Source organism: Bacillus sp. SA1-12 (assembly GCF_000981385.1).
Taxonomy (GTDB): Bacteria; Bacillota; Bacilli; order Bacillales; family Bacillaceae; genus Metabacillus.
Window position 1 is genome coordinate 144,192 of sequence record NZ_LATZ01000008.1, and the last position, 21,723, is coordinate 165,914.

Annotated in this window: 20 protein-coding genes and 2 pseudogenes; 15 read left to right on the plus strand and 7 right to left on the minus strand. The window is 35.8% G+C overall.

Translation table 11 applies throughout. From position 1 onward, the window contains the following. Positions 1 to 248 precede the first annotated feature (248 nt). Together WQ54_RS07820 and WQ54_RS07825 are read right to left on the minus strand one after the other, a co-directional pair. The gene (locus WQ54_RS07820) at positions 249 to 1,568 is read right to left on the minus strand and encodes an MFS transporter (protein ID WP_052737708.1); all 1,320 of its coding nucleotides are present in this window, start codon (positions 1,566 to 1,568) and stop codon (positions 249 to 251) included. Positions 1,569 to 1,652: 84 nt separating this feature from the next. Then, on the minus strand, positions 1,653 to 2,708 hold the full coding sequence (locus WQ54_RS07825; RefSeq protein WP_084821888.1) for a zinc-binding dehydrogenase: 1,056 nt from the start codon (positions 2,706 to 2,708) through the stop codon (positions 1,653 to 1,655). A gap of 210 nt (positions 2,709 to 2,918) precedes the next feature. Here WQ54_RS07825 and WQ54_RS07830 point away from each other — a divergent pair, with 210 nt between their 5' ends. The 9 genes from WQ54_RS07830 to WQ54_RS07865 all read left to right on the plus strand — a co-directional run bounded on the left by WQ54_RS07830 (position 2,919) and on the right by WQ54_RS07865 (position 10,469). After that, positions 2,919 to 4,139: an ROK family transcriptional regulator gene (locus tag WQ54_RS07830; RefSeq protein ID WP_046514435.1), complete on the plus strand. Its 1,221-nt coding sequence runs from the start codon at positions 2,919 to 2,921 to the stop codon at positions 4,137 to 4,139. 16 nt (positions 4,140 to 4,155) lie between these two features. Further along, the gene (locus WQ54_RS07835; protein WP_046514438.1) at positions 4,156 to 5,250 is read left to right on the plus strand and encodes a Xaa-Pro peptidase family protein; all 1,095 of its coding nucleotides are present in this window, start codon (positions 4,156 to 4,158) and stop codon (positions 5,248 to 5,250) included. Positions 5,251 to 5,275: 25 nt separating this feature from the next. Continuing rightward, entirely contained in the window at positions 5,276 to 6,052 is a 777-nt protein-coding gene (locus WQ54_RS07840; RefSeq protein ID WP_231597477.1) for an SDR family NAD(P)-dependent oxidoreductase, read from the plus strand. A gap of 35 nt (positions 6,053 to 6,087) precedes the next feature. After that, entirely contained in the window at positions 6,088 to 7,041 is a 954-nt protein-coding gene (locus WQ54_RS07845) for a sugar kinase (RefSeq protein ID WP_046514443.1), read from the plus strand. Between the two features lie 16 nt (positions 7,042 to 7,057). Continuing rightward, positions 7,058 to 7,696, plus strand: coding sequence for a bifunctional 4-hydroxy-2-oxoglutarate aldolase/2-dehydro-3-deoxy-phosphogluconate aldolase (locus tag WQ54_RS07850; RefSeq protein ID WP_046514446.1), 639 nt, complete (start codon positions 7,058 to 7,060; stop codon positions 7,694 to 7,696). A gap of 6 nt (positions 7,697 to 7,702) precedes the next feature. After that, on the plus strand, positions 7,703 to 8,851 hold the full coding sequence (gene dgoD / locus WQ54_RS07855) for a galactonate dehydratase (protein WP_046514449.1): 1,149 nt from the start codon (positions 7,703 to 7,705) through the stop codon (positions 8,849 to 8,851). Positions 8,852 to 8,900: 49 nt separating this feature from the next. After that, complete coding sequence (locus tag WQ54_RS07860) at positions 8,901 to 9,773, plus strand: SMP-30/gluconolactonase/LRE family protein (protein WP_046514451.1); 873 nt, start codon at positions 8,901 to 8,903, stop codon at positions 9,771 to 9,773. Between the two features lie 260 nt (positions 9,774 to 10,033). Next, positions 10,034 to 10,150, plus strand: a complete 117-nt coding sequence (locus tag WQ54_RS35610) for an alpha-galactosidase (protein WP_084821889.1) — start codon at positions 10,034 to 10,036, stop codon at positions 10,148 to 10,150. 100 nt (positions 10,151 to 10,250) lie between these two features. Further along, complete coding sequence (locus WQ54_RS07865) at positions 10,251 to 10,469, plus strand: hypothetical protein (RefSeq protein ID WP_046514454.1); 219 nt, start codon at positions 10,251 to 10,253, stop codon at positions 10,467 to 10,469. Positions 10,470 to 10,663: 194 nt separating this feature from the next. Here the strand turns inward: WQ54_RS07865 and WQ54_RS07870 are convergent, their stop codons facing one another. Further along, a complete protein-coding gene (locus WQ54_RS07870) occupies positions 10,664 to 11,221 on the minus strand; it encodes a hypothetical protein (RefSeq protein WP_046514457.1) in 558 nt (185 codons plus the stop codon). Between the two features lie 273 nt (positions 11,222 to 11,494). Further along, a pseudogene (locus WQ54_RS07875) lies at positions 11,495 to 11,692 on the minus strand (small, acid-soluble spore protein, alpha/beta type). 260 nt (positions 11,693 to 11,952) lie between these two features. On the opposite strand from WQ54_RS07875, the gene WQ54_RS07880 reads away from it, so the two are divergent. The 4 genes from WQ54_RS07880 (at position 11,953) to WQ54_RS07895 (ending at position 14,408) form a co-directional block, all read left to right on the plus strand. Continuing rightward, positions 11,953 to 12,348 carry a nucleotidyltransferase domain-containing protein gene (locus WQ54_RS07880; RefSeq protein WP_197089566.1) on the plus strand — a complete coding sequence of 132 codons (396 nt, stop codon included), beginning with the start codon at positions 11,953 to 11,955 and terminating at the stop codon, positions 12,346 to 12,348. Continuing rightward, complete coding sequence (locus tag WQ54_RS07885) at positions 12,338 to 12,742, plus strand: DUF86 domain-containing protein (protein WP_046514462.1); 405 nt, start codon at positions 12,338 to 12,340, stop codon at positions 12,740 to 12,742. The genes WQ54_RS07880 and WQ54_RS07885 overlap by 11 nt, the downstream gene beginning before the upstream one ends. Before the next feature lie 90 nt (positions 12,743 to 12,832). Next, positions 12,833 to 13,954: a tyrosine recombinase XerS gene (gene xerS, locus WQ54_RS07890; protein WP_046514465.1), complete on the plus strand. Its 1,122-nt coding sequence runs from the start codon at positions 12,833 to 12,835 to the stop codon at positions 13,952 to 13,954. 121 nt (positions 13,955 to 14,075) lie between these two features. Further along, the gene (locus WQ54_RS07895) at positions 14,076 to 14,408 is read left to right on the plus strand and encodes a DUF3895 domain-containing protein (protein WP_046514467.1); all 333 of its coding nucleotides are present in this window, start codon (positions 14,076 to 14,078) and stop codon (positions 14,406 to 14,408) included. A gap of 137 nt (positions 14,409 to 14,545) precedes the next feature. Here WQ54_RS07895 and WQ54_RS07900 read toward each other — a convergent pair whose 3' ends face one another. Then, positions 14,546 to 15,574: a hypothetical protein gene (locus WQ54_RS07900; RefSeq protein WP_046514470.1), complete on the minus strand. Its 1,029-nt coding sequence runs from the start codon at positions 15,572 to 15,574 to the stop codon at positions 14,546 to 14,548. A 91-nt stretch (positions 15,575 to 15,665) separates the two neighbouring features. Continuing rightward, on the minus strand, positions 15,666 to 16,058 hold the full coding sequence (locus WQ54_RS07905) for a hypothetical protein (protein ID WP_046514473.1): 393 nt from the start codon (positions 16,056 to 16,058) through the stop codon (positions 15,666 to 15,668). Between the two features lie 444 nt (positions 16,059 to 16,502). On the opposite strand from WQ54_RS07905, the gene WQ54_RS07910 reads away from it, so the two are divergent. Together WQ54_RS07910 and WQ54_RS07915 are read left to right on the plus strand one after the other, a co-directional pair. Next, positions 16,503 to 17,057 carry a recombinase family protein gene (locus WQ54_RS07910; RefSeq protein ID WP_046514476.1) on the plus strand — a complete coding sequence of 185 codons (555 nt, stop codon included), beginning with the start codon at positions 16,503 to 16,505 and terminating at the stop codon, positions 17,055 to 17,057. 29 nt (positions 17,058 to 17,086) lie between these two features. After that, positions 17,087 to 20,044, plus strand: a pseudogene (locus WQ54_RS07915) (Tn3 family transposase). 811 nt (positions 20,045 to 20,855) lie between these two features. On the opposite strand, the gene WQ54_RS07920 reads toward WQ54_RS07915, so the two are convergent. Beyond that, on the minus strand, positions 20,856 to 21,719 hold the full coding sequence (locus WQ54_RS07920) for an RNA polymerase sigma-70 factor (RefSeq protein WP_046514479.1): 864 nt from the start codon (positions 21,717 to 21,719) through the stop codon (positions 20,856 to 20,858). Positions 21,720 to 21,723: the final 4 nt, after the last annotated feature.

Genomic DNA, 21,723 nt, shown 5'->3' on the forward strand with positions numbered 1-21,723 from the left:
TAGCAAGGTGTATTCAACAATCGGGCGCGAGTGTTGAAGATCTAATTTCGCATTACTCAAATTAAGATAATAGCTTATCCAGTTGGATATAAATGTAGAATGTTTCGGATAAATGGACAATAAAAAAATAAAAGAAAAATTATATCCATACTATGTGAAATTTTATTGATGATACAGTTTCTTAATGTAGTTTAGAGAAAATGCTGTTGGGAGAATGATCATTCCCAACAGCATCGGAGCTCATATTTCTAAGCTTTCACTTTCACTCTCTTGTTTTCTCCTGGGTCGTCGTTTGTTTTCAGGAAGAACCAAGACAATAGAGCGCTTACAACATACATCCCTGCATAAATAAAGATAATTCCTTCCACTCCAAGGACACCATTTAGTAAGCGATAGACAACGGGTCCGATAAAAGTGGATAGACCGGCTGCTAAGCAATAAATGGCAAGGGAGTTGCCCTTGTCTTTCTCATCTGCAACAGACGAAATCAATGCAGCTACAGGGATATACCCACATAAAGTGATTCCGTAGAGTGTTGCGACAACTACAGCTATAAAAAAGTTATCGCCTGTTAGTTGAGGAACAAAATACAGAAGCAAAGTGGTTATTGCCGAACCGATTCCTCCAAAGAAGGTTAATGTTTTTCTCCAACCCCAACTGTCGCTTACTTTTCCGATAATGGGATTAAAACTCATACCAATTAAACCCATTATTGTAATAAGAGACAAATATTGACTTTGTGTAAAACCAATTTCTTCTGTGAAATAAAAAGGAAGAAAGACAAAGAATCCAAAGTATGGTGTTGTATTAATCACTCGAACAATGCCTGCAACCGTAACGCGAGGATTACGATATAAAATATCAATCCCACTTAATAAAACTTTTGTTGCGGTTGTATTTTCTTGTTTAATATCAATAAACGGTTTACGACCACGAGTTTCCTTTATTGCAAAGATAGCTACGAGTAAACCGATAATAACAAGAATGAGAGAAACCCAGAAGGTGTTATATTCACCAACGTATTGTATGGAAACGATGGCTACGGCAGATCCTAACGTTGGTAATCCTCCAGTAAAAGCAAAGAAGAACCAGCCAGTTGCAGCTCCTTTTAACTCGGGCTTGGTTGTTGATTGAATCCAAACAAGGAATGAATATGCGAACATTGGGTAAGCAATACCTCTTATCCCATAAAAAATTGATGCCCAGATGAAACTTTCTTGCGGAAGGGCGATTAAAAGAAAGCCTAGTTCAAAGATAATCCAAATTAATCCACCTGCTATCATAACCTTACGAGGACCTAACAAAGTTGATAAGGAACCTGCAAGCCAAGATCCGATAGTAACTGTAATTCCATAAAAGGAAATAATTGATGCAGCATCGTTAAGAGTAAAACCATTTCCTGATAGATAAGGAGACAAATAATTTGATTCGACACCGTCTCCGATCATAAAGACTAGAACCGCGATATAACCCCAGAATAGTGCCTTTGGTATTCCAATCTTTTCAAGAAAAGGAACATGACTATTGGTGGATGAGGGAACGTGACTGTTAATAGATATCATTTTCATAATATGTAACCCCTTTTTTAAAGAATAATTATAGTTAGGAACGGAGTATAAAATGAGTCCGTTCCTAACATCGCAACCCGTAAGTTACATCGTTAAACAAACTTTTCCTGTTTTTCCTGAAGCAAAGACTTCATAGGCGCGATTTGCTTCCGATAGAGGGTAAGTGTGTGTAATAATATCCTCAGGATGCAAATTTTTAGCCGATAGGAAATCAATTACTTTTTGCATGCCGTCAAGGCTACATACCCAAGAGCCGTGCAACGTGATTTGTTTGTGAAGAAGTAGAGGACTTGTTTCAAACGTAACATGACCACCTTCTCCGATATAAACGACTCGAGCCCATTCTCTGGCAGATTCAAGACAAAGGTGTCGTCCAGGATTACTTCCAGAACAATCAATTGCTACTTCTACTCCTTTTCCACCTGTTAATTCTCGAATTTTATTATGAGCGTCTTCTCCTGCTTTTATCGTATGTTTAGCCCCAACTTTCCTCGCCATTTCCATGCGCTCTTCAACCATGTCGACTCCAATGACCTCGACGCCTAATGCTGCTGCTAGCATTGTAACAGCTTGACCTACTGGGCCTAAGCCAACTACAAGCAGTCTGTCTCTAGCTGATAAATCTGCCCGTAAAATACCTTGATAAGCTGTTCCGAAACCACAGGCAATCATCGCACCATCTATATAGGATAAATTTTCCGGTAAGTGTAGAAGTGTACTTGCATCGGCTAATAAGTATTCCGCATGCCCACCATCTCTTTGCCAACCGTATGCTTGCCGTTCAGGTGATGTACACCCGATCATATACCCTTTGCGACATTCATCACAGTGTCCACACCCTGCAATGTGGTAAACAACAACTCTATCACCTTCTTTAAAATGTGTGACGCCAGGTCCTACTTGAACAATTTGGCCAGAAGGTTCATGACCAGCAATGACATCGTTGTAGCTTGCTCCTCCAGTTCCTGTGTGTTCATGATAGATGTATTTTAAATCGCTTCCACAGAGACCTGAGGCTTTCATTTTTAAGAGAACTTGGCCGTGTTCGGGTACGGGAATTGGGAATTCTTCTAGATTCACCTTATCTTGTCCAGGTAAACGTACTCCTTGCATTTTGTTAGAATGAGAATATAAAGACATTTTTTAACAGCTCCTATTCATTTTAGAGTCAACCATAAATTATAAAGTTATTTAGTTATTAGTAATAACCAAATAACTATTGAAATGCGTTAACTCATCTGGTTTAATATAAATGTAAGCCCTTATAAATGATTTTTCAAGCATTTTTTTGAATAGTTTTTCTTTTAATAGTTATTTGTAATAATTTAATAAGGAGTGTGGAGGTTATTTATGGGACAATCCGGGAGAATTAATATTGATTTAATGAAAGATTATAATAAAAAGCTTGTCTTAAAGACCATTCAAAGAGACGGTCCAATTTCAAGGGTAGACATAGCAAATAGTATCAATTTATCGCGCCCATCTGTTTCTGAAATTGTCGCACAACTCATTGATGAAGGATGGATTCAGGAATTGGTTGCAGAAACAAAGGTTAGAGGAAGGACACCTAGACCATTAGAAGTTAACCCACATAAAAAATTGATCATCGGTGTTGAAATTGGAGCTTATGCAACAAAAATAATTATTTGTAATCTAAAGGCAGAAATACTTAAAAGATCCGAGATAGCCGTAAATACAAGTAAGGATCCATGTGAAGTTATTAAAAACATCGCTAGCCTTGTAACAAGTATGTCCAATCATTATGTAGGATTAGGCAAAGAAGTGATTGGATTAGGAGTCGGAATGCATGGATTAGTTGATTCGACTAAGGGCGTTGGCTTATATGCCCCGAACTTAGGTTGGAAGAATGTCGATATTAAAGGAATATTTGAAGATTTAACGAAGCTTCCTGTCGAAGTTGAAAACGACTGTAACAGTTCCGCATTAGCGGAGGTGTGGTTCGGGCACGGTCGTGATGAGGACAACTTCATTTCTGTCCTAATGGATTATGGGATAGGTGCGAGTGTCATTAATAACGGCACTATGTTTAAAGGGGTCCATCATGTCTCTGGTCAAATTGGTCATATTACGATTGATCCAGATGGTCCAAGGTGTACCTGCGGGAATTATGGATGCTTAGAAATCCTAACTTCTGAGCCTGCTATTTTAAAAGGAATAAAAAGAAGATTGAAGCTTGGAGAACGAAGCAGTTTAACTGAGCGAGAGGAAGATATAGATAAGATCACAATTGAAGATTTTTATCAAGCCGTTCATCAAGGTGATCCGTTAGCTGTAGATGTGGCAAAACAAGCTGGACGTAATTTTGGACTAGGATTTACCATCCTTATTAATTTATTTGGTCCACGGTTCATTGTTATAGGAGGAGGACTCGTAAAGATTGCTCCTGTACTACTTCCTATTATTAAAGAAGTGATTAGTTTGAAAGCAATGGGAGATGAGGCAAAACAAACACCTATTTTCACTTCCTTATTAGGAGAAGATCTTTATGCGGTAGGAGCTGCTTCTCTTATTGTTGAAAAAGAGTTCAGCCTACCAACGCTATCAATATAAGTGGAAGGAGAAAATCATGATGAGTCCTAAAGAGAAAATTCATTCTTTGATGCAGGAAGAAAACTTAGATGGATTATTACTTGTACGAAGAGATTGTTTTTCATGGTTTACAGGAGGTAGATACAACCACGTATTGCAAACAACAGAAGTGGGAATCGCATATCTCTACGTTACGAAACACTCTATCAAATGTATAACAACCATGAATGAAAAGCCTCGTTTGGAGGCTGAAGAGATTTTTAACAAAGAGATCGAGATTGTTGCATGTCCATGGTTTGAAGACCTCGATACATTTACAGCGTCTTTCTTTGAAGGAAGGGTTGGGAGTGATGATGGGAGAGCTGGCACCGTGAACGTCTTTAAACAGATACAACAGGTACGTGCTAGCTTATCTGAGGACGAAATGAACTCCTACTATTCTCTTGGCCAAGACACGGCTACCCTTGTTGAGCATGTGTGTCTAACTTGTGAGCCAGGCATGAGTGAAAACAAGATTGCTAGTTTGGTTGCAAGCAAGTGTATAAGCAAAGGGATCAATCCTGTATGTTTACTTGTAGCAGCAGATGAGCGTATTGAACAGTATAAGCATCCTATTCCTACTGAGAACAAGCTTAAGCAGGTTTTAATGATTGTAATTGGTGCTGAGCGACATGGATTGAATGTCAGTCTAACAAGATTTGTACATTTCGGTGAAATATCTCAAGCTAAACGAGATAGAATCAACACGTTAGCAAGTATTCATGCAGAAATGATTGCTGAGACAAGGGTAGGTGTACCTTATAAAGAAATATTGGCGAAAGCAATCTCATTTTATGAACGAGAGGGATACGGATATGATTGGCGTCTTCATCATCAAGGGGGAACAACGGGGTATGCGTGTAGAGAGGAAATTGTCACGCTAAAGACAGAAGGGAATGTCATTAAAAATCAAGCCTTTGCTTGGAACCCATCGTTTGTAGGGATAAAAAGTGAAGAGACGATTCTTGTAAAGGAGAATGGAATTCAATTATTAACGAGGACAGACAATTGGCCAATAATCGAATGCAATGTAAATGGAAAGGTCTATAAAATGGCTGATATCTTAATTAGACAGAAAAATGCTACTAAGTAAGAAGGAGTGAATCAAGTTGAGTGAAGTGAATGGACAAGTAGTAATTGTAACGGGTGCAGGAAAAGGAATTGGTAAAGGGATTGCCAAATATTTTGCTAGTAAAGGGGCCTCTGTCGTAATTGCCACACGGGGTGCCGAGGAGGGAATACGAACAGAACATGAAATTTTAGAAGATGGCGGGGAAGCCTACTTCATTGAAACGGATGTTTCAATAGAAACTAGTATTCAGGGGATGGTAAGGAAAACTATCGAGCGTTACGGAAAGATTGATACGTTGATTAACAACGCAGGTATTACAATATTCAAACCGATGATGGAGACAACAATCGAGGATTGGGAAAAGGTAATCAACATTGATTTACGTGGCACGTTCTTATGCGCAAAGTATGTTGTTGCTGAAATGATAAAACAAAAGAAAGGATCCATCATTAACATTTCTTCGAACCATGCCATAGCAACTTTGCCGAATACAGAGATATACGCTGCAGCAAAAGGCGGAGTCAACGCCATGACGAGAAGTATGGCTCAAAGTTTAGGTAAAGACAATATTCGCGTTAACGCCATTTGTCCAGGTTTTACTGACACTCCTCATTATCGCGATTGGCTAGAGTCTATGAATCAATCAGAACAAGTGGAGAAAGAGGTTTTATCCTTACACGCAACAAAAAGAATTAGCTTCCCAGAAGATGTAGCCAAATTGGCATTATATTTAGCTTCCGATGATTCTGTGATGATGACTGGTGAAAGTCTAATTCTTGATGGCGGTCTATCTTCACGACTTTACCACTCAGATGTTTTTTAAAGAAGGAACAAAAACAAAGAAAAGGAGCGGTATTCATGGATGTACTTTCAATTGGAGAAACGATGGTTGTCTTTTCTCCCGAAGAAGAGGGTCCGATGCGATATGCTAGTAATTACAGAGCACGTGTTGCTGGGGCGGAAACAAATACGTTAATAGGTCTTGCTCGACTAGGTCATATGACGGGATGGATAAGCAAGCTTGGCGATGATGAATTTGGACATAAAATACAATCGTTTGTGCGTGGGGAGGGTGTTGACGTTTCTCAAGTAAAGCTGAGTGAAAAAGCAGAAACGGGTATATTTTTTAAAGAGAAAGTAAAAGACGACTTGACCCGCGTGCATTACTATCGGAAGGGTTCGGCGGCTAGTCTTATGGATATGAGTGATATTAATATGGGATACGTGGAACAGTTTAATTACCTGTATGTCACTGGTATTACACCTGCTCTAAGTGAAAGCTGCCGATCTATGATAATCACGTTAATGGAGAAAGCAAAGCAGGCTGGAATAATCATTATCTTTGATCCGAACCTCCGAAAAAAATTGTGGGAAGAACAAGTAGCACGTGACACATTGTTGCGAATGATCTCGTTAAGTGACATTGTTTTGCCAGGAATCACGGAAGGAGCATTCTTATTTGAAGAAGAAGACGAGGTACTGATTGCGCAAAAGATCCTATCTCTTGGTGCAAAAAAGGTTGTTGTAAAGCTGGGTGAGAAGGGAGCCTACTATCAAAGTGAAACAGAGTCGGGGTATGCTCATGCAGTGAAAACAGTGATTGTAAAGGATCCAGTAGGTGCGGGTGATGGTTTTGCAGCTGGATTTATATCTGGTCTATTACATAGCCAATCCTTGAGTGTTGCGGTGGAACAAGCGTGTAACGTTGGTGCAATGGTTACGACGGTCAATGGAGATGTAGAAGGACTTCCTAATAAGAAGGAATTAAAGGAATTTATGAATCAAGAAAAGCAAACAGATGTCATTAGATAATAAGGAGGGAAAGACAATGAATACACTAGAGAACATTTTAGAATCCAAGTTGATTGCTATTATTCGAAATGCAAATCCAGAAGATGTCCTACCTATAGTTGAGAGCTTATACAAAGGTGGGATTTTTGCCATTGAAATTACAATGAACTCACCGAAAGCACTATGGGCAATTGAACAAATTGCAGAGAAATGGAAAGGACAGGTTGTAGTAGGTGCTGGCACAGTACTCGATTCAGAGACTGCGAGAATGGCCATTTCAGCAGGGGCTTCCTTTATTTTATCTCCAACGGTTAATAAGGATACGATCCAACTAACAAAACGATACGGTGTGATAAGTATACCAGGTGCATTTACACCAACAGAAATTTTACAGGCATATCAGCATGGGGGAGATATTATAAAGGTTTTCCCGGCCTCGTTTGGAACAGCTTATATTAAAGATATCAAAGGGCCTCTACCTCATATTCCGTTGCTACCTACGGGAGGAGTAAATCTAGAAAATGTCCGTGATTTTATTGATGCAGGTGCAGTTGGAGTAGGAATAGGCAGCACTTTGGTTAATTCAAAACAAGCTGTAACAGAAGACTATTTGCGACAGTTAGAACAAAAATCTAAGAGATTTTATGACTTGGTTCATTCTTACGGAAAGGAGTGATATTGATTGAAAATAACTGGATTTGAGCTATTTCAAGTACCGCCGAGATGGCTCTTTTTAAAGATTGAAACAGATGAAGGTCTTATTGGGTGGGGAGAGCCGGTTGTAGAAGGCAGAGCGCGTACTGTACAGGTAGCTGTTAAAGAATTGATGGAGTTGCTCAAAGGAAAAAATCCGTTACTCATTGAAGATCATTGGAACATGATGTATCGGGGTGGTTTCTATCGGGGTGGCCCTATTCTAATGAGTGCCATTGCTGGAATCGATCAGGCCCTCTGGGATATAAAAGGAAAGTATTATAATGCGCCTATTCATGAGTTAATGGGTGGTGCCTGTAGAAATTCTATTCAGGTATACTCTTGGGTGGGCGGAGATCGACCAAATGAAACGGCGGAAGCCGCAAAAAAAGCTGTAGATGCTGGATTTAAAGCTATTAAAATGAATGGAGTAGAAGAGCTACATTATATCGATTCGTTCGCAAAAATTGAAGCTACCCTAGAACGTGTACAAGAAGTTCGATCTGCTGTAGGCAATCATGTAGGAATCGGCATTGATTTTCATGGTCGAGTACACAAACCAATGACAAAAGTTCTTGCAAAAGAACTAGAACCATTTAAACCAATGTTTATAGAAGAACCGGTTCTTAGTGAAAATATCGAGGCATTACGGGAAATCACTCAAATTACAAGTATTCCAATTGCAACAGGTGAAAGAATGTATTCGAGATGGGATTACAAGTCTGTCCTTGCAAGTGGATATGTTGACATTATCCAACCTGATTTGTCCCATGCTGGAGGAATAACAGAGACGAAGAAGATTTTGTCGATGGCAGAGGCGTACGATATTGCTGCTGCACCACATTGCCCTTTAGGACCTATTGCGCTAGCTGCATGTTTACAAGTCGATGCAACGTGTCACAATGCCGTTATTCAGGAACAAAGCCTTGGGATTCATTACAATGAAGGTAGTGATTTGCTTGATTATCTCGTCAATCCAGATGTATTTGCCTATAAACAAGGGTATGTTAAAATCCCTAATGGTCCAGGATTAGGAATTGAAATTAACGAGAGCCATGTTCGAAAAATGGCTGAAAAAGGCCACAATTGGCATAATCCTATCTGGAGACATGAAGACGGTAGCATTGCTGAATGGTAATATAGATACTTTCCTTTATTTTTAATTAAAGGTGGAAGGGGTATGCTTAGTGGAAGCAAAGGTGGAAAGAAAATACTCAGGTCAGTTACTTGAAGGACCGTTATGGGACGAGGAACGAGATCGTTTATTATGTGTAGATATTCTAAACAATAAATTGATTAACTATGACCCTACTAGTCAAGCTTTACATGATATTGAATTTTCCTCTAACATTACGAGTGTTGTAAAAGCAAAAGATTCAAAGCTCCTTTTATCAACAAGAAATCAGTTAATTTTATTTGATGAAACCAACAAAGCATCCAAAGAGCTTATTTCATTAGATGATCTTGGAAAGAACATGCGCTTTAATGATGGAAAATGTGATCCATATAATCGGTTTTGGGTGGGTACAATGAGTGAAGATGGAGCAAGAGGAAAGGCGAATTTATACGTTGTAGATGCGAATGGAGAAATGAAAAAAGCAAAAGAAGGATTAAGCATCTCTAATGGGCTTGCCTGGAATCAAGCGGGTGATACGATATTCGTCATTGACACACCTACGAATAAAATTATGTCTTATCCATTTTCCAAAGAGACAACAGAGCTAAAAGAGGGGAGTGTCGTAATTGATTTAAAGGATATTAAAGGATCCCCTGATGGAATGACCATTGATATCAACGACCGGTTATGGATAGCGCTCTGGGGAGGATATCGAGTCATCTGTGTTGATCCACGGCTGGGTAAAATCGTTGCATCAATTACCTTACCTGTTTCAAATGTGACAAGTTGTACATTTGGTGGTTCTGACATGCGAACGCTTTATATTACCACAGCGCGTGAGGGGGTAGGGAATGATAAGCTTAAATTAGAACCGTTGGCAGGATCATTATTCTCATGTCAGTTGGAAGTACAAGGACTAGTTTCTATTCCTTACGTATACTGATTTAGTGAATAGTGTCTGGGGTAGTACCATCGTTCGTATATCAGGGGAAAAGTAGCGACCAGATTATAGGAAATGCTAATTTGCTGCTCCGTATTTCCTCTATCAGAGGTTTCCGGTTATTAATGTTTCCCCTAGGTTGAAGTTAGTAAAGTGAATGAACTACAACAATAGAAGCGCAAGTGGTGAAGATTTAATTTCAAACCATTTCTAACAAACTAAGTTAGTAATGCTTTTCTAGTTGGATATAATAATGAACAGCTTTGGAGAGAGCATGGGCGAGTGATAATACTGACGCGATTTTTCGCTTAAAAATTCAATTTGGAACTAGTCTAGTTTATGCGATCAGTTCAATGGGTGCTCATGATGAAAATCTTTAAAGAGGGAGGAAACTCCCCAATATTTTTAAACTAAACTTCGTGTAAAAAGTTAGTAATGAATTATAAAATAGCTTATAATAAAAAATGGTAGGTGAATGGAATGGAAAAACAAATTCTCGATTTATTAGTTGAAATGAATGAAAGGTTAAAAAGAGTGGAAGAAACCGTAAATAGAATTGAAGCTTCCCAAACTGAAGATGTGGTTGGGATGCTAAAAGTGACTAAAAAGAAAACAGATTTTGAAGTTGATTACTTGAACAATAGATTAACAGAAATGGACAAACGACTATTTAACATTGAAAAGCGAATTGAAAATTAATCCATATGAGCACTGGTTCAAAAACAAGTGCTTTTTTTATTTTATCTACTGATCATATACCAAAATTGTAACGCGATCATTCAAAGGGAGGAGTAAATCATAAAACTAAACTTCGTGTATAATTTAATTATCTCTTGGTCTAAATAAATAACCAGCAAGACTCAATTGTGCATGTGAAACAAGTAAAGGGTTATTTAAGTTTTAATATATGACTTTATTTTTTGTAAACTTTTTGAGTCTAGAATATCCTTATTCATTTGTTCTATTTGTCCCAAAAGTATTAAGCAACTAGTTTTAATTTCTTTTCTTAGATTATTAAAATCTATTTCAATATCTTTAAATAGACCTTCTTTTGAGTTAATAAATTTAGCTTTATTTAAGTTAAAATTTGAATTGTAATATCTCTCTTTCAACTTTACATGACTAAAAGATATTTTACTTAATTTTCTTTCAATAATAAGCCAATTACCAACATCACATGGGGAAAGGATAGCAATAAAATTATCTGTTTCAAGGCTATTGGTTGCATCGATCAAATTATTTAAATGAGTTAATATAGGCTCTGAATACAATCTCGTTTCTTCAAGAGAACTATCTAATGAGGGATACGATGGGTATTCAACTCCATTGAAAACCATAGTGAAATTCCCATATAATTGACCGTAATCCCTATCAAAAGAGCTTTTATTTAATAATTTTAACTCTTCTAATTCTTCTTCGAAAATTTTAAATTTAATATATATATTATTCATTTTATTCCTTCAATCATAAAACTCTAAGGTTTTGTGAAAATTATACCATAACTCAACTTTTTAACTATAATACAGGAAGTGAATATCATACTATTTAAGATAGCTTAAGAGTTTAAAAATGCTGAAGAGCACCGTTTGATAGCTTTAGTTGGTCACGGATTTTTCAATATGATGATAGCAAAAGAATTACAATGTAAGGGTTGAAAGGAAGGAGTTTATCTAAAAAACATAAAATGGAGGAGAACTTTTTTCTCATCCTAAATAGGTTAATTTTTATAAACGACCCATTGATTGTTGTGCCATAGCAACTAGGCGTTTAGTAATTTCTCCACCTACAGAACCATTAGCTCTTGAAGATGTTTCAGCACCAAGGTTAACACCAAACTTTTATGCAACTTCAAATTTCATTTGTTCAATAGCATGTTTAGCACCTGGAACAACTAATTGCTTGATGTTATTATTTTGTGCCATTCAAATCATCTCCTTAAAAGATTGTAAGAATTAGATTATGGATGCTTGCTTAATTAATTTAATGTATTAAGCAAAATCTATACATAATGGTATTTGTAAAAGACGGACTATCCTCGTAAAAGCAATAGGGGAAGAATAAAACATAATTGAATTTCGTGTATAATCTCTGTTTTACGAATAATTAAATATAGATAACAAAACAAATGTTTGCTATAATAAGAATAAGCCAAATTATGGAGGTTTTTCCATTGGATATTAAAATGCAAACTGAAATCATAAATTTCTTAAAAGAAAAAATTTCTCCACATTTAATTTACATATTTGGTTCGACCGTTAAAGGAACATCTAATAAAGGCAGCGATATCGATATAGCATATTTATCCGATCGAACATTAGATGAATACCAAATCTTTATATTGGCCCAAGAATTAGCTTCCATAATAAATATCGATGTAGATTTAATTGATTTAAAAAAAGCTTCAACAGTATTTCAAGGACAGATAGTTAGTACAGGCAAAGTCATATATTGTCCAGACGATAAAATACGTATGAATTATGAAATGAAGACTCTTAAGATGTATGCAAAATTGAATGAAGAACGAAAACTTATTATCGATAATGTCCAGGAAAGTGGGTCTATTTTCAATGAAGAATGATGTTATTTTAAATAAGATAAGCATTATTGAACGATGTGTTAAACGAGTTCATGAGGAATATGATAATAACCCAGAAAATCTTAAAAATTTTACAAAGCAAGACTCAATTGTACTTAATTTGCAGCGTGCATGTGAAGCAAGTATTGATTTAGCGATGCATATTGTAGCTGAAAAGAAACTAGGTTTACCACAAAGTAGCCGTGAAGCTTTTACTTTATTGGAAACGGCAGATATACTCTCCTCTTCCCTGGCTACAAAAATGAAAAATATGGTTGGATTTAGAAACATTGCTGTTCATGATTATCAAGAGATAAATATAGTTATACTACAAAAAATCGTTGAGGTTCATCTTATTGATTTTATGGAATATACTAAAACAATATTATTACGTTAATTAACAATAAAAATATTATGTAAACAATTGTTCGTAAAAATTGTATTATACACATAATTCGACCAAATTCGACATTTAAGGGGTGTTACTTTGGCTTCAACAAGACAGCATATTAAACATGAAAAAAAATATAAAGAATTATTAAATGAACTGCCAGAGTACGTTAGAGATTACGCATTAGCTATGGAAGATATTCATCGCTCCTCCTCTACCCTTTTAAATTATTTAATTGATTATAAAGATTTTTTTACTTGGCTTAAAGAACAAGGTTTTGCAGATGTAAACTCAATAAAATCTATCCCCCATCAAGTTTTAGATACTCTTCCATTAGATGCTGCTAGAGCCTATTTTAATAAAGTATCAAATGAAAAAATTGTTGTATCTGAACATGAAGAGAAAAAGCGTGAACGATCTAGTGTTAATCGTAAGAAGTCTGCTTTACGGTCCTTATTTAAGTATTTAACAACACAATATGAAAATGAAAAAGGTGAACCATTGTTTCACCGAAATGTAATGTTGAAAATTCCGGTAATAAAACAAAAAGAAAGCTTAAATGAACGTAGCAGAAAGCTTTCAAATGTCATCTTTCATGAAGATAAAGATATAGATTTCTTATACTTTATAAAAAATGAGTATGAACATGGGTTATCCGATCGTCAAAAGAGTTATTTTCTTCGTGATAAAGAGCGTGATTATGCCATACTTTCCATTTTTCTCGGTAGCGGAATTAGAGTAAATGAGATTGCAGATTTAAGAATTAGGGATTTAAACTTCAATGATAATCAAATTAGAGTTATTCGCAAAGGTGATAAAACGGATAACGTACAAGTATTTTCAGAAGTTATGGATGATATAAAAGAATATCTAAATGTCAGGAAAGAACGATATGGTGGTTCAGATGCTGAATATGAATATCTATTTCTAGCAAAATATAAGGGATCTTCCTCCCCTCTTTCTATTCGTTCAATTCAAGACTTAGTTAGGAAGTATACTAAAGCTTTTAATACCGGAAATGTAAGCATGTCTCCTCATAAGCTTAGGCATACGTATGCTACTAACTTAATGGATGAAACAAAAGATTTATCATTTGTTATGGAGCAATTAGGTCATTCTTCAGAAACAACAGCACTACTTTATGTTCATACAAGCCAAGAAAAGGCCAAAAAAGCAGCAGAAGCACTGGGGAAAAGAAGATCAAAACTGAATGAATGATCTTGATCTTTATCTTATACAAACTCTTACTCTAGATCAGGTGTAATTCTACACCCTCATAGCATATAAAACAGAGAAATCCTTTACACTTTAAGAAATAAACTAATAAGGAGGTGATCGCTTGTCATACAATGCTATTCCATTTTATATAGATGAATACCTAAAAGGCCAAAACGAAATTTCCTCAACAGTATTGTCAAAATTTTTAATTGAAAACCATGGTTGCTCTAATAAAGCTTATTCCACTGGTAGGCCAAAAATATATTTTCAAGTTATAACATATTTAGAGTCTCTGGTTTCAAGTGGTGTTCTTGGGATAATAAAACAGGATAGAAATGACTGTGTATATAAGGTCACCAATAATAAAATAGAAAATCTGAGTGAAATTGTTACTGTGGAACAGGAATTAGGTTCAGATAATGATCAAGTAGAACAACAACTTTCTCTTTTTTAACTTTTTAATTTTCATTTAAGGGGTCCTACCAACAAAACGCGGAAAACATACGCTAAGCAAATTTCAACATGAATAAAGCCGATTTTCCTACGCTAAGGAATAATTATCGGCTTTTGTGTTACCTACTCTAAATTACTTTACTTTTCTACAAAGAAATTAACAATTTCTCCATTTTCTTGAGACCAAACTTCAAAATTTTTTTTCGTTACTATATCGTAGAAATTTAAAGTTACTTTATTGGGATTTTCATCACTAAGCATTATTCCTTTATTCTGATCAGCTAAATAATAAAATCCACTTTTATTTTTATTATATTCAGGTTCCTTCATACCGATTTTTGAATCCTTTAAGAGTAATGTTACTTTTTGAGTTGCTATATCAATTGTGGCTATATTAGACGTTAATTCTTCCTGATTATTAAAATAACTAATTAAAACATCTTTCCCATCTGAAGATAACGATGCACCAGTTAAGAAAGAATTAATAGTTGTTATATCTTTTACTTTTTGTCCATCAGTATTATAGATAGATAAAGTATAAACAGGTGGGTCAGGTGAAATCCCCTTTTTATTAGCTTGTGTAATTTTTTCATATTCTTTTTTTACTGAATTTGTTACTAACAGTATCTGTTTATTATTTGGATTATAATCCATCAAGTGCACTGATATGTCCTCATCTGTATTATCCCATTTATAAGCTTCTTGGTCCTTTAAATCTAAAATAGATAATTGAAAGTTACGATCGCCTTCATACATTAACACTCGCATAAAAAGAAGCTGCTCTTCTTCATCTAATTCTAAGAAGTCAACATGACTAAATTCATTAGTAAGTTGTGTCGTTTGATTATTATTAAGGTTCTTTTTAAAAGCTTGAGCTGTTTTATTTTTTGATTTATATGTAAAAAATACCTCATTTTTTGATTTAGAATATGTTGCAGTAGGATACTCTGATATTTTTTCTTTAAGTAATATTTTATTTATTTTTTTGTTTAGATCATATTGATAAAAAATTTGATTTAACTCCTTATCTACAAAGTTTATGTATAAATGATTATCTTCATTTTCAATAAAAGAAGTAACTCTTTCAGTTTTTGTAATATTAATTATCATTATAGTTATTAAAAAAATAGGAATAAGAAGTATTGAAAATTTTATTATTTTTCTCATAAAAGTCACCTCAATAAAAAACCTCATCCGAATTATTAATTTTTCCTTCAGATGAGGTTGCTGTTTTAAAAGTATGTACTTTTTTTCTGTATTAATACATTACTTTTCCGTTACTAATATACCTTGCTGTTGTACTTCCACCTAACTTATCTCTAAATACTGGTATAAAAACATCTAAAACTACCCCATATTTGGCAAAATCACCCGAAGTCCATTTGTAGACAGTAGCAGATTTACCATTACTTTGATTAGTTGCAATCATTGCTCGACCTTTTGGAATAGAATAAAATTTAGAGATATCAACTGCAGCATCATTTACAGTCATTGCCTTACCATCATGACCTATATCGCCCAACATAGAATCTGGCATATAACTAATTTTCCCATACATAGTTATTGCACTGGTTTCCTTTAACCCACCAATACTAAATACCAATCCCGTTATTGCAATACACATACTAAGCTTTTTCACAAAATTTTTCATTTTATCACTACCTAATAGATTTAAAATACTTAATATACTTCTCTACCAATTTTATCAATATTTTGGTATAAAATGGTTATAAATCAACCGACAAATTTCTTTGTTTTCTTATCATTTTTTACTCGAAATAGAAAAATAAATAATAGACTTAGGTTTCTGAAGATACCAGGTAGGTAGATACATAATTTTTTACAACCCCTTTTTTCAATAGACAGGCATAAAATTCTTTATAAGGTTATAACTAACGAAAGGGTTAGAATATCAAAAGTATTTGTCCAGAAAGTCATCAATTTCTGAACACATAAAAATTTAAATAGTTTTCTAGCTTTCTATACGCTATAAGTGTTCAAAAACTCTGTAAATAAATCTATGTTCAGATATTACCCCTAACATTAAGTTATGTTACGATAAAACAGAAAAATTAAAAATCAAGGGGAGAAATTAATGAAGGTAGGATATGCCCGTGTTTCAACAGGTGTTCAAAATCTAGATTTACAATTGGATGCTCTTAGAGAACATAGTTGTGAAGAAATATTTACAGATAAAATTAGTGGCGCCAGAGACAAAAGACAGGGATTAGAAGCAGCTCTTCGATTTGTACGCTCTGGTGATACGATAGTAGTTTGGCGCTTAGATCGATTAGGTAGAAATATGCAACATTTAATTGAAATTGTGAATGAACTTAATGATCGAGGCATTAGTTTCCATAGCTTGCAGGAAAACATCACAATGGACAAAGCTAGTGCAACGGGACAACTTATGTTTCATCTTTTTGCAGCTTTTGCCGAATTTGAGCGTAATCTTATTCAGGAACGTTCAGCAGCTGGCCGTGCTGCAGCAAGAGCCAGAGGGCGACTAGGAGGAAGACCGGAGAAATTAGATAAGAAGGAATTAGAAATGTTAAAGACATTGGTGGAAAATGGGACTCCTATTACGGATATCGCTCAAAGGTGGGGTGTTTCCCGAACAACTGTTTATAGGTATCTTGAAAAGCAATAAGTCTTTGTTAACGTGAGGATGAGAAGGGAATGGCATCAAGAGGGAAAGAACTACTTACAGCAGATCAAAGAGCAGAATTTGTACAAATACCAACTGATATGACTGAACAGGAACTAGAAACCTATTATACTTTTTCACAATTTGACTTGGAAATTATTAAACGCCATAGAAGAGATCATAATCGTCTAGGATTTGCTGTCCAATTATGTGTCTTGCGTTATCCAGGATGGTCCCTATCTGATGTCGAGCCGATTCCGGAATATGTAATTCAATACATAGCGCGACAAATAGATGCTAATCCTGATTCTTTTTCTTTATATGCCCAACGAGAACCAACAAAGCATGAACATATGGAAGAAATTCGACAGGTATATGGATATCAGAATTTTTCTACAAGTAAATATCGGGAAATAGCCCAATATCTTTTGAAACACGCTCTTCAAAATGGGAATTCTATGTATCTACTTCGAACTGTTCAAGAAGAACTTAGGAATCGAAAAATAATCCTGCCTGGCATGACTACAATAGAGCGACTTGTATGGGAAACTCGTCGGAGGGCAGAAGAAAAGATCTTTAAATCTTTAACTGCCACTCTATCACAGTGGCAGAAACATAAATTGGATAAACTTATCGATCCTCTTGTGGAGAATAAAAAAACTCCATTAGCATGGTTGAGAGAACTTCCCGGCCAATCATCACCAGAAGCCTTTTTGAAAGTAATAGAACGTCTGGAATATATTCGGGCTTTGAAGCTTCCTACAAGTAAACATGAAGTTCATCCCAATCGGTTACTTCAATTATCCCGTATTGGAGCACGTTATGAACCCCATTCATTTCGAAGATTTAAAGAAAACAAGAAATATGCCATTCTAGTAGCATATCTTATGACTCTTAGTCAGGATTTAATTGACCAAGCGATTGAAATTCATGATCGACAAATGATGATTCTACAGTCGAAAGGCCGCAAAACACAAGACGAAATGCAAAAACAAAATGGGAAAGCTGTTAATGAAAAAGTCGTTCATTTTGCCGATGTAGGTGCTGCGCTAATTCAAGCACGGGATGAAGGGCTTGATCCGTTTAGTACTATAGAAAAGGTAATGCCATGGGAACAAGTCGTTGCTTCCGTTGAAGAAGCAAAAAAATTAGCACGCCCGATGGACTATGACTATCTCGACTTATTAGAAAATCGTTTTTCTTATCTAAGAAAGTACACCCCTACTTTTCTTAAGTCGCTTGAATTTCGTTCTACACAGGCTGCTGAACCTTTATTACGTGCACTAAAAACATTGAATCAAATGAATAAATCCGGATAAAGGAAAGTTCCGGAAGGAGCCCCACTAGATTTTGTCCCAAAACGCTGGAAAAAGCATGTATATAACGAGGAAGGAACAATTAATCGACATTATTATGAGATTGCTGCTCTAAATGAATTGAGAAATCATATTCGTTCAGGTGATGTATCTGTAATCGGAAGTAGACTCCATAAAGACTTTGAGGAGTATCTTGTTTCTAAAGATGAGTGGGCATCAACTCATCTTACAGAAACAAGACTAGCAATACGGTCATCTGCAGAGGAATATCTTGAAGAAAGAAGGGATGCTCTTGCTAAACGTCTAACATGGGTTTCAAATAATCTTGATAGTCTTGAAGGATTAAATATTAAAAAAGATAGGCTTAGAGTGGATCGTTTAGAACGGAATACCCCAGAAGAGGCGCGAAATTTTAGTCTATCCTTATATAATATGTTGCCAAGAATTAAGCTTACGGATTTATTAATGGAAGTGGCCTATTGGACAGGATTTGACGAAATGTTAATACATGCTTCAACAAATCGTCCTCCAAGGGGAGAAGAAAAAGTCGTTCTTATGGCAGCACTCATGGCAATGGGAACTAATATCGGATTGACAAAAATGGCAGATGCTACGCCTGAAGTTACCTATCATCAAATGGCAAATGCTGCACAATGGCGTTTGTATGATGACGCTATGAATCGAGCACAGGCAATTTTAGTGAATTTTCAACATAAGCTTGCTCTATCTTCTTATTGGGGAGATGGCAGTACATCCTCATCGGATGGAATGCGAGTGCAAGTTGGTGTTTCATCACTGCATGCTGAATCAAACCCCCACTACGGTACTGGGAAAGGAGCAACTATTTATCGGTTTACTAGTGATCAATTCTCTTCCTTTTATACGAAAGTCATTAATACCAATGCAAGAGATGCTGTACATGTTATCGATGGGTTACTTCATCATGAGACAGAATTGAATATTGAGGAGCATTATACTGATACAGCTGGCTATACTGATCAAGTTTTTGGACTAAGCCATCTATTGGGATTTCGTTTTGCACCTCGGCTTCGTGATTTAGCAGATGCCAAACTCTATACGATTCAAAAGCCGTCTGAATTTCCCACACTAGAAAACTTACTTCGGGGACGAATTAATACTAAGATTATTCAAGAAAACTTTGATGACGTGCTTCGTTTAGCCCATTCAATAAGAGAAGGAAAAGTTTCCGGGTCTCTTATTATGGGGAAATTAGGGTCATATGCAAGACAAAATAAATTAGCTACTGCTTTACGAGAAATGGGAAGAATTGAAAAGACCATTTTTATTTTGGATTACATATCTAACGAAGCCCTACGTCGTCGCATTCAACGAGGATTAAATAAAGGTGAAGCGATGAACGCTCTTGCAAGAGCTTTATTCTTTGGGAAACGAGGCGAATTACGGGAAAGAGGATTGCAAGATCAGCTACAACGCGCCAGTGCATTAAACATTTTAATTAACGCCATTAGCGTATGGAACACTGTATATCTTACTGAAGCCGTAAAATTGCTGAAAGAAAAAGGAGCTTTACGAGAAGACTTACTAAAACATATTTCCCCACTGGGATGGGAACATATTAATTTTCTTGGGGAATACACGTTTGATATGAACAAAGTAGCAAGTTTAAATTCACTCCGTCCCCTTATCCGATAAAATAAAGGCCGATGATTCCTTAGCGTAGGAAAAATCGGCTTTATTCATGTCGAATTTTGCTTAGCGTATGTTTTCCGCGTTTTGTTGGTAGGACCCCATTTAAGTATAGTGAAAAAGCATCTCTTATCACTATATGAGCAGCAAATGTATTACGTAATGTAATGTGGACTAAGATGAAATCCTAGCTTAGTCCAATAACTATTAAGCATATCCAGGATTGGTAAATCAAATACGGTTTCAGATGAGTATACAAAAACAAACGATAGTTCCACTTTTGTAAATCCCAAATACATTCGTCAACAGGTTCCCAAGAACCCTATATGATGGAAAAATAAGATTCAACTGGTCTGTTTTATAATCGCTAACTGTTTTTTACTCGAAAACTTAGTATAAAATACATTAAAAGTTCCCGACGAATTCCATTGCCCAGCAACAACTATAAGGTACTCTCTGTTTGGAAAAATATCGTTCTTTATTTCCTTAAACAACACTTCATCGTCAAAATTTAAAATAAAAGTGTATTCCTCTCCGACAGTTGATGCAATCAGCGAATTTCACTTTACACATGATGAAGGAAAAAGTGCATGGTCCCATTTAAGAATCGATGTTTCGTCTAGGCAGGGACGTATGGTAACATGCCTCAACCTCCCTTTCTTATCTTTTAAACCATCTTCTCCTGCTTGCTCATATTTTTTCACTCACTTTGGCCATAAGAAATGCCCCCATCAAAGGAAACAGATTTTTATTATTTCATCTGTCTACTTTTTTGGGAGCATATCATTTACCGTAGATGACTTTTTGCGATTATATATTATAAATGTCTCAATTTATCAGGATTGGCAACGGCAAATATATTTTTAATACGATTTGACTCTAATTCAAATGAGTACACATATTTTTGATTGTTGTCCATCTGGATCACAACTCCAGGCCAACCATTGACTATGGTAAACTGGTAAGTGAATTGGTCAGAATATTTGTTTGCTAAGTTGAGTTGAATTTGTGCAACAGCTTCTGCCCCAATGATTGGAATCTTAGCTGCTGTTACTTTTCCACCACCATCAGAATAGAACACGACATCATCATGCAATAGTTCTAATAAGTGATTTACATTTCCCTTTAACATCGATTCGATAAAGTCTTTTACTGTATTCTCGGCAAGTGAAATGGTAAGTTCATCGTCTGCTTCGTGATGTATACTTTTTTTTGCACGATGAAAGATTTGTCGACAATTTGCACTACTTTTTCCAATCATATCTCCTATTTCTCCATAGGAATATTGGAAGACTTCACGTAATAAAAAGACTGCTCGTTCGTTAGCGTTTAGTTGCTGTAGCAGTAACAAATAGGCAGTTGAAATTGATTCTTGTTGTAAGTAGGTTTGTGATGGATCATTGGATTCATCTTGCAACTGTACCAATGGTTCAGGTAACCACGGTCCAACATATAATTCTCGTTGCTTGGAAGAGGAACGAATGAGATCAAGACAGCGGTTAGTCACGATTTTGCACAAATAAGCTTTCTTATTCTCAATCGTATCACGGTTGGGTAATTGATAAAAAGCAATAAACGAATCTTGGACGATATCTTCTGCATCCATCACACTACCTAACATACGATAGGCTAAAGAGAATAGTAAAGGTTGAAGTTTATGATAAATGGATTCAGTAGGCATGTTG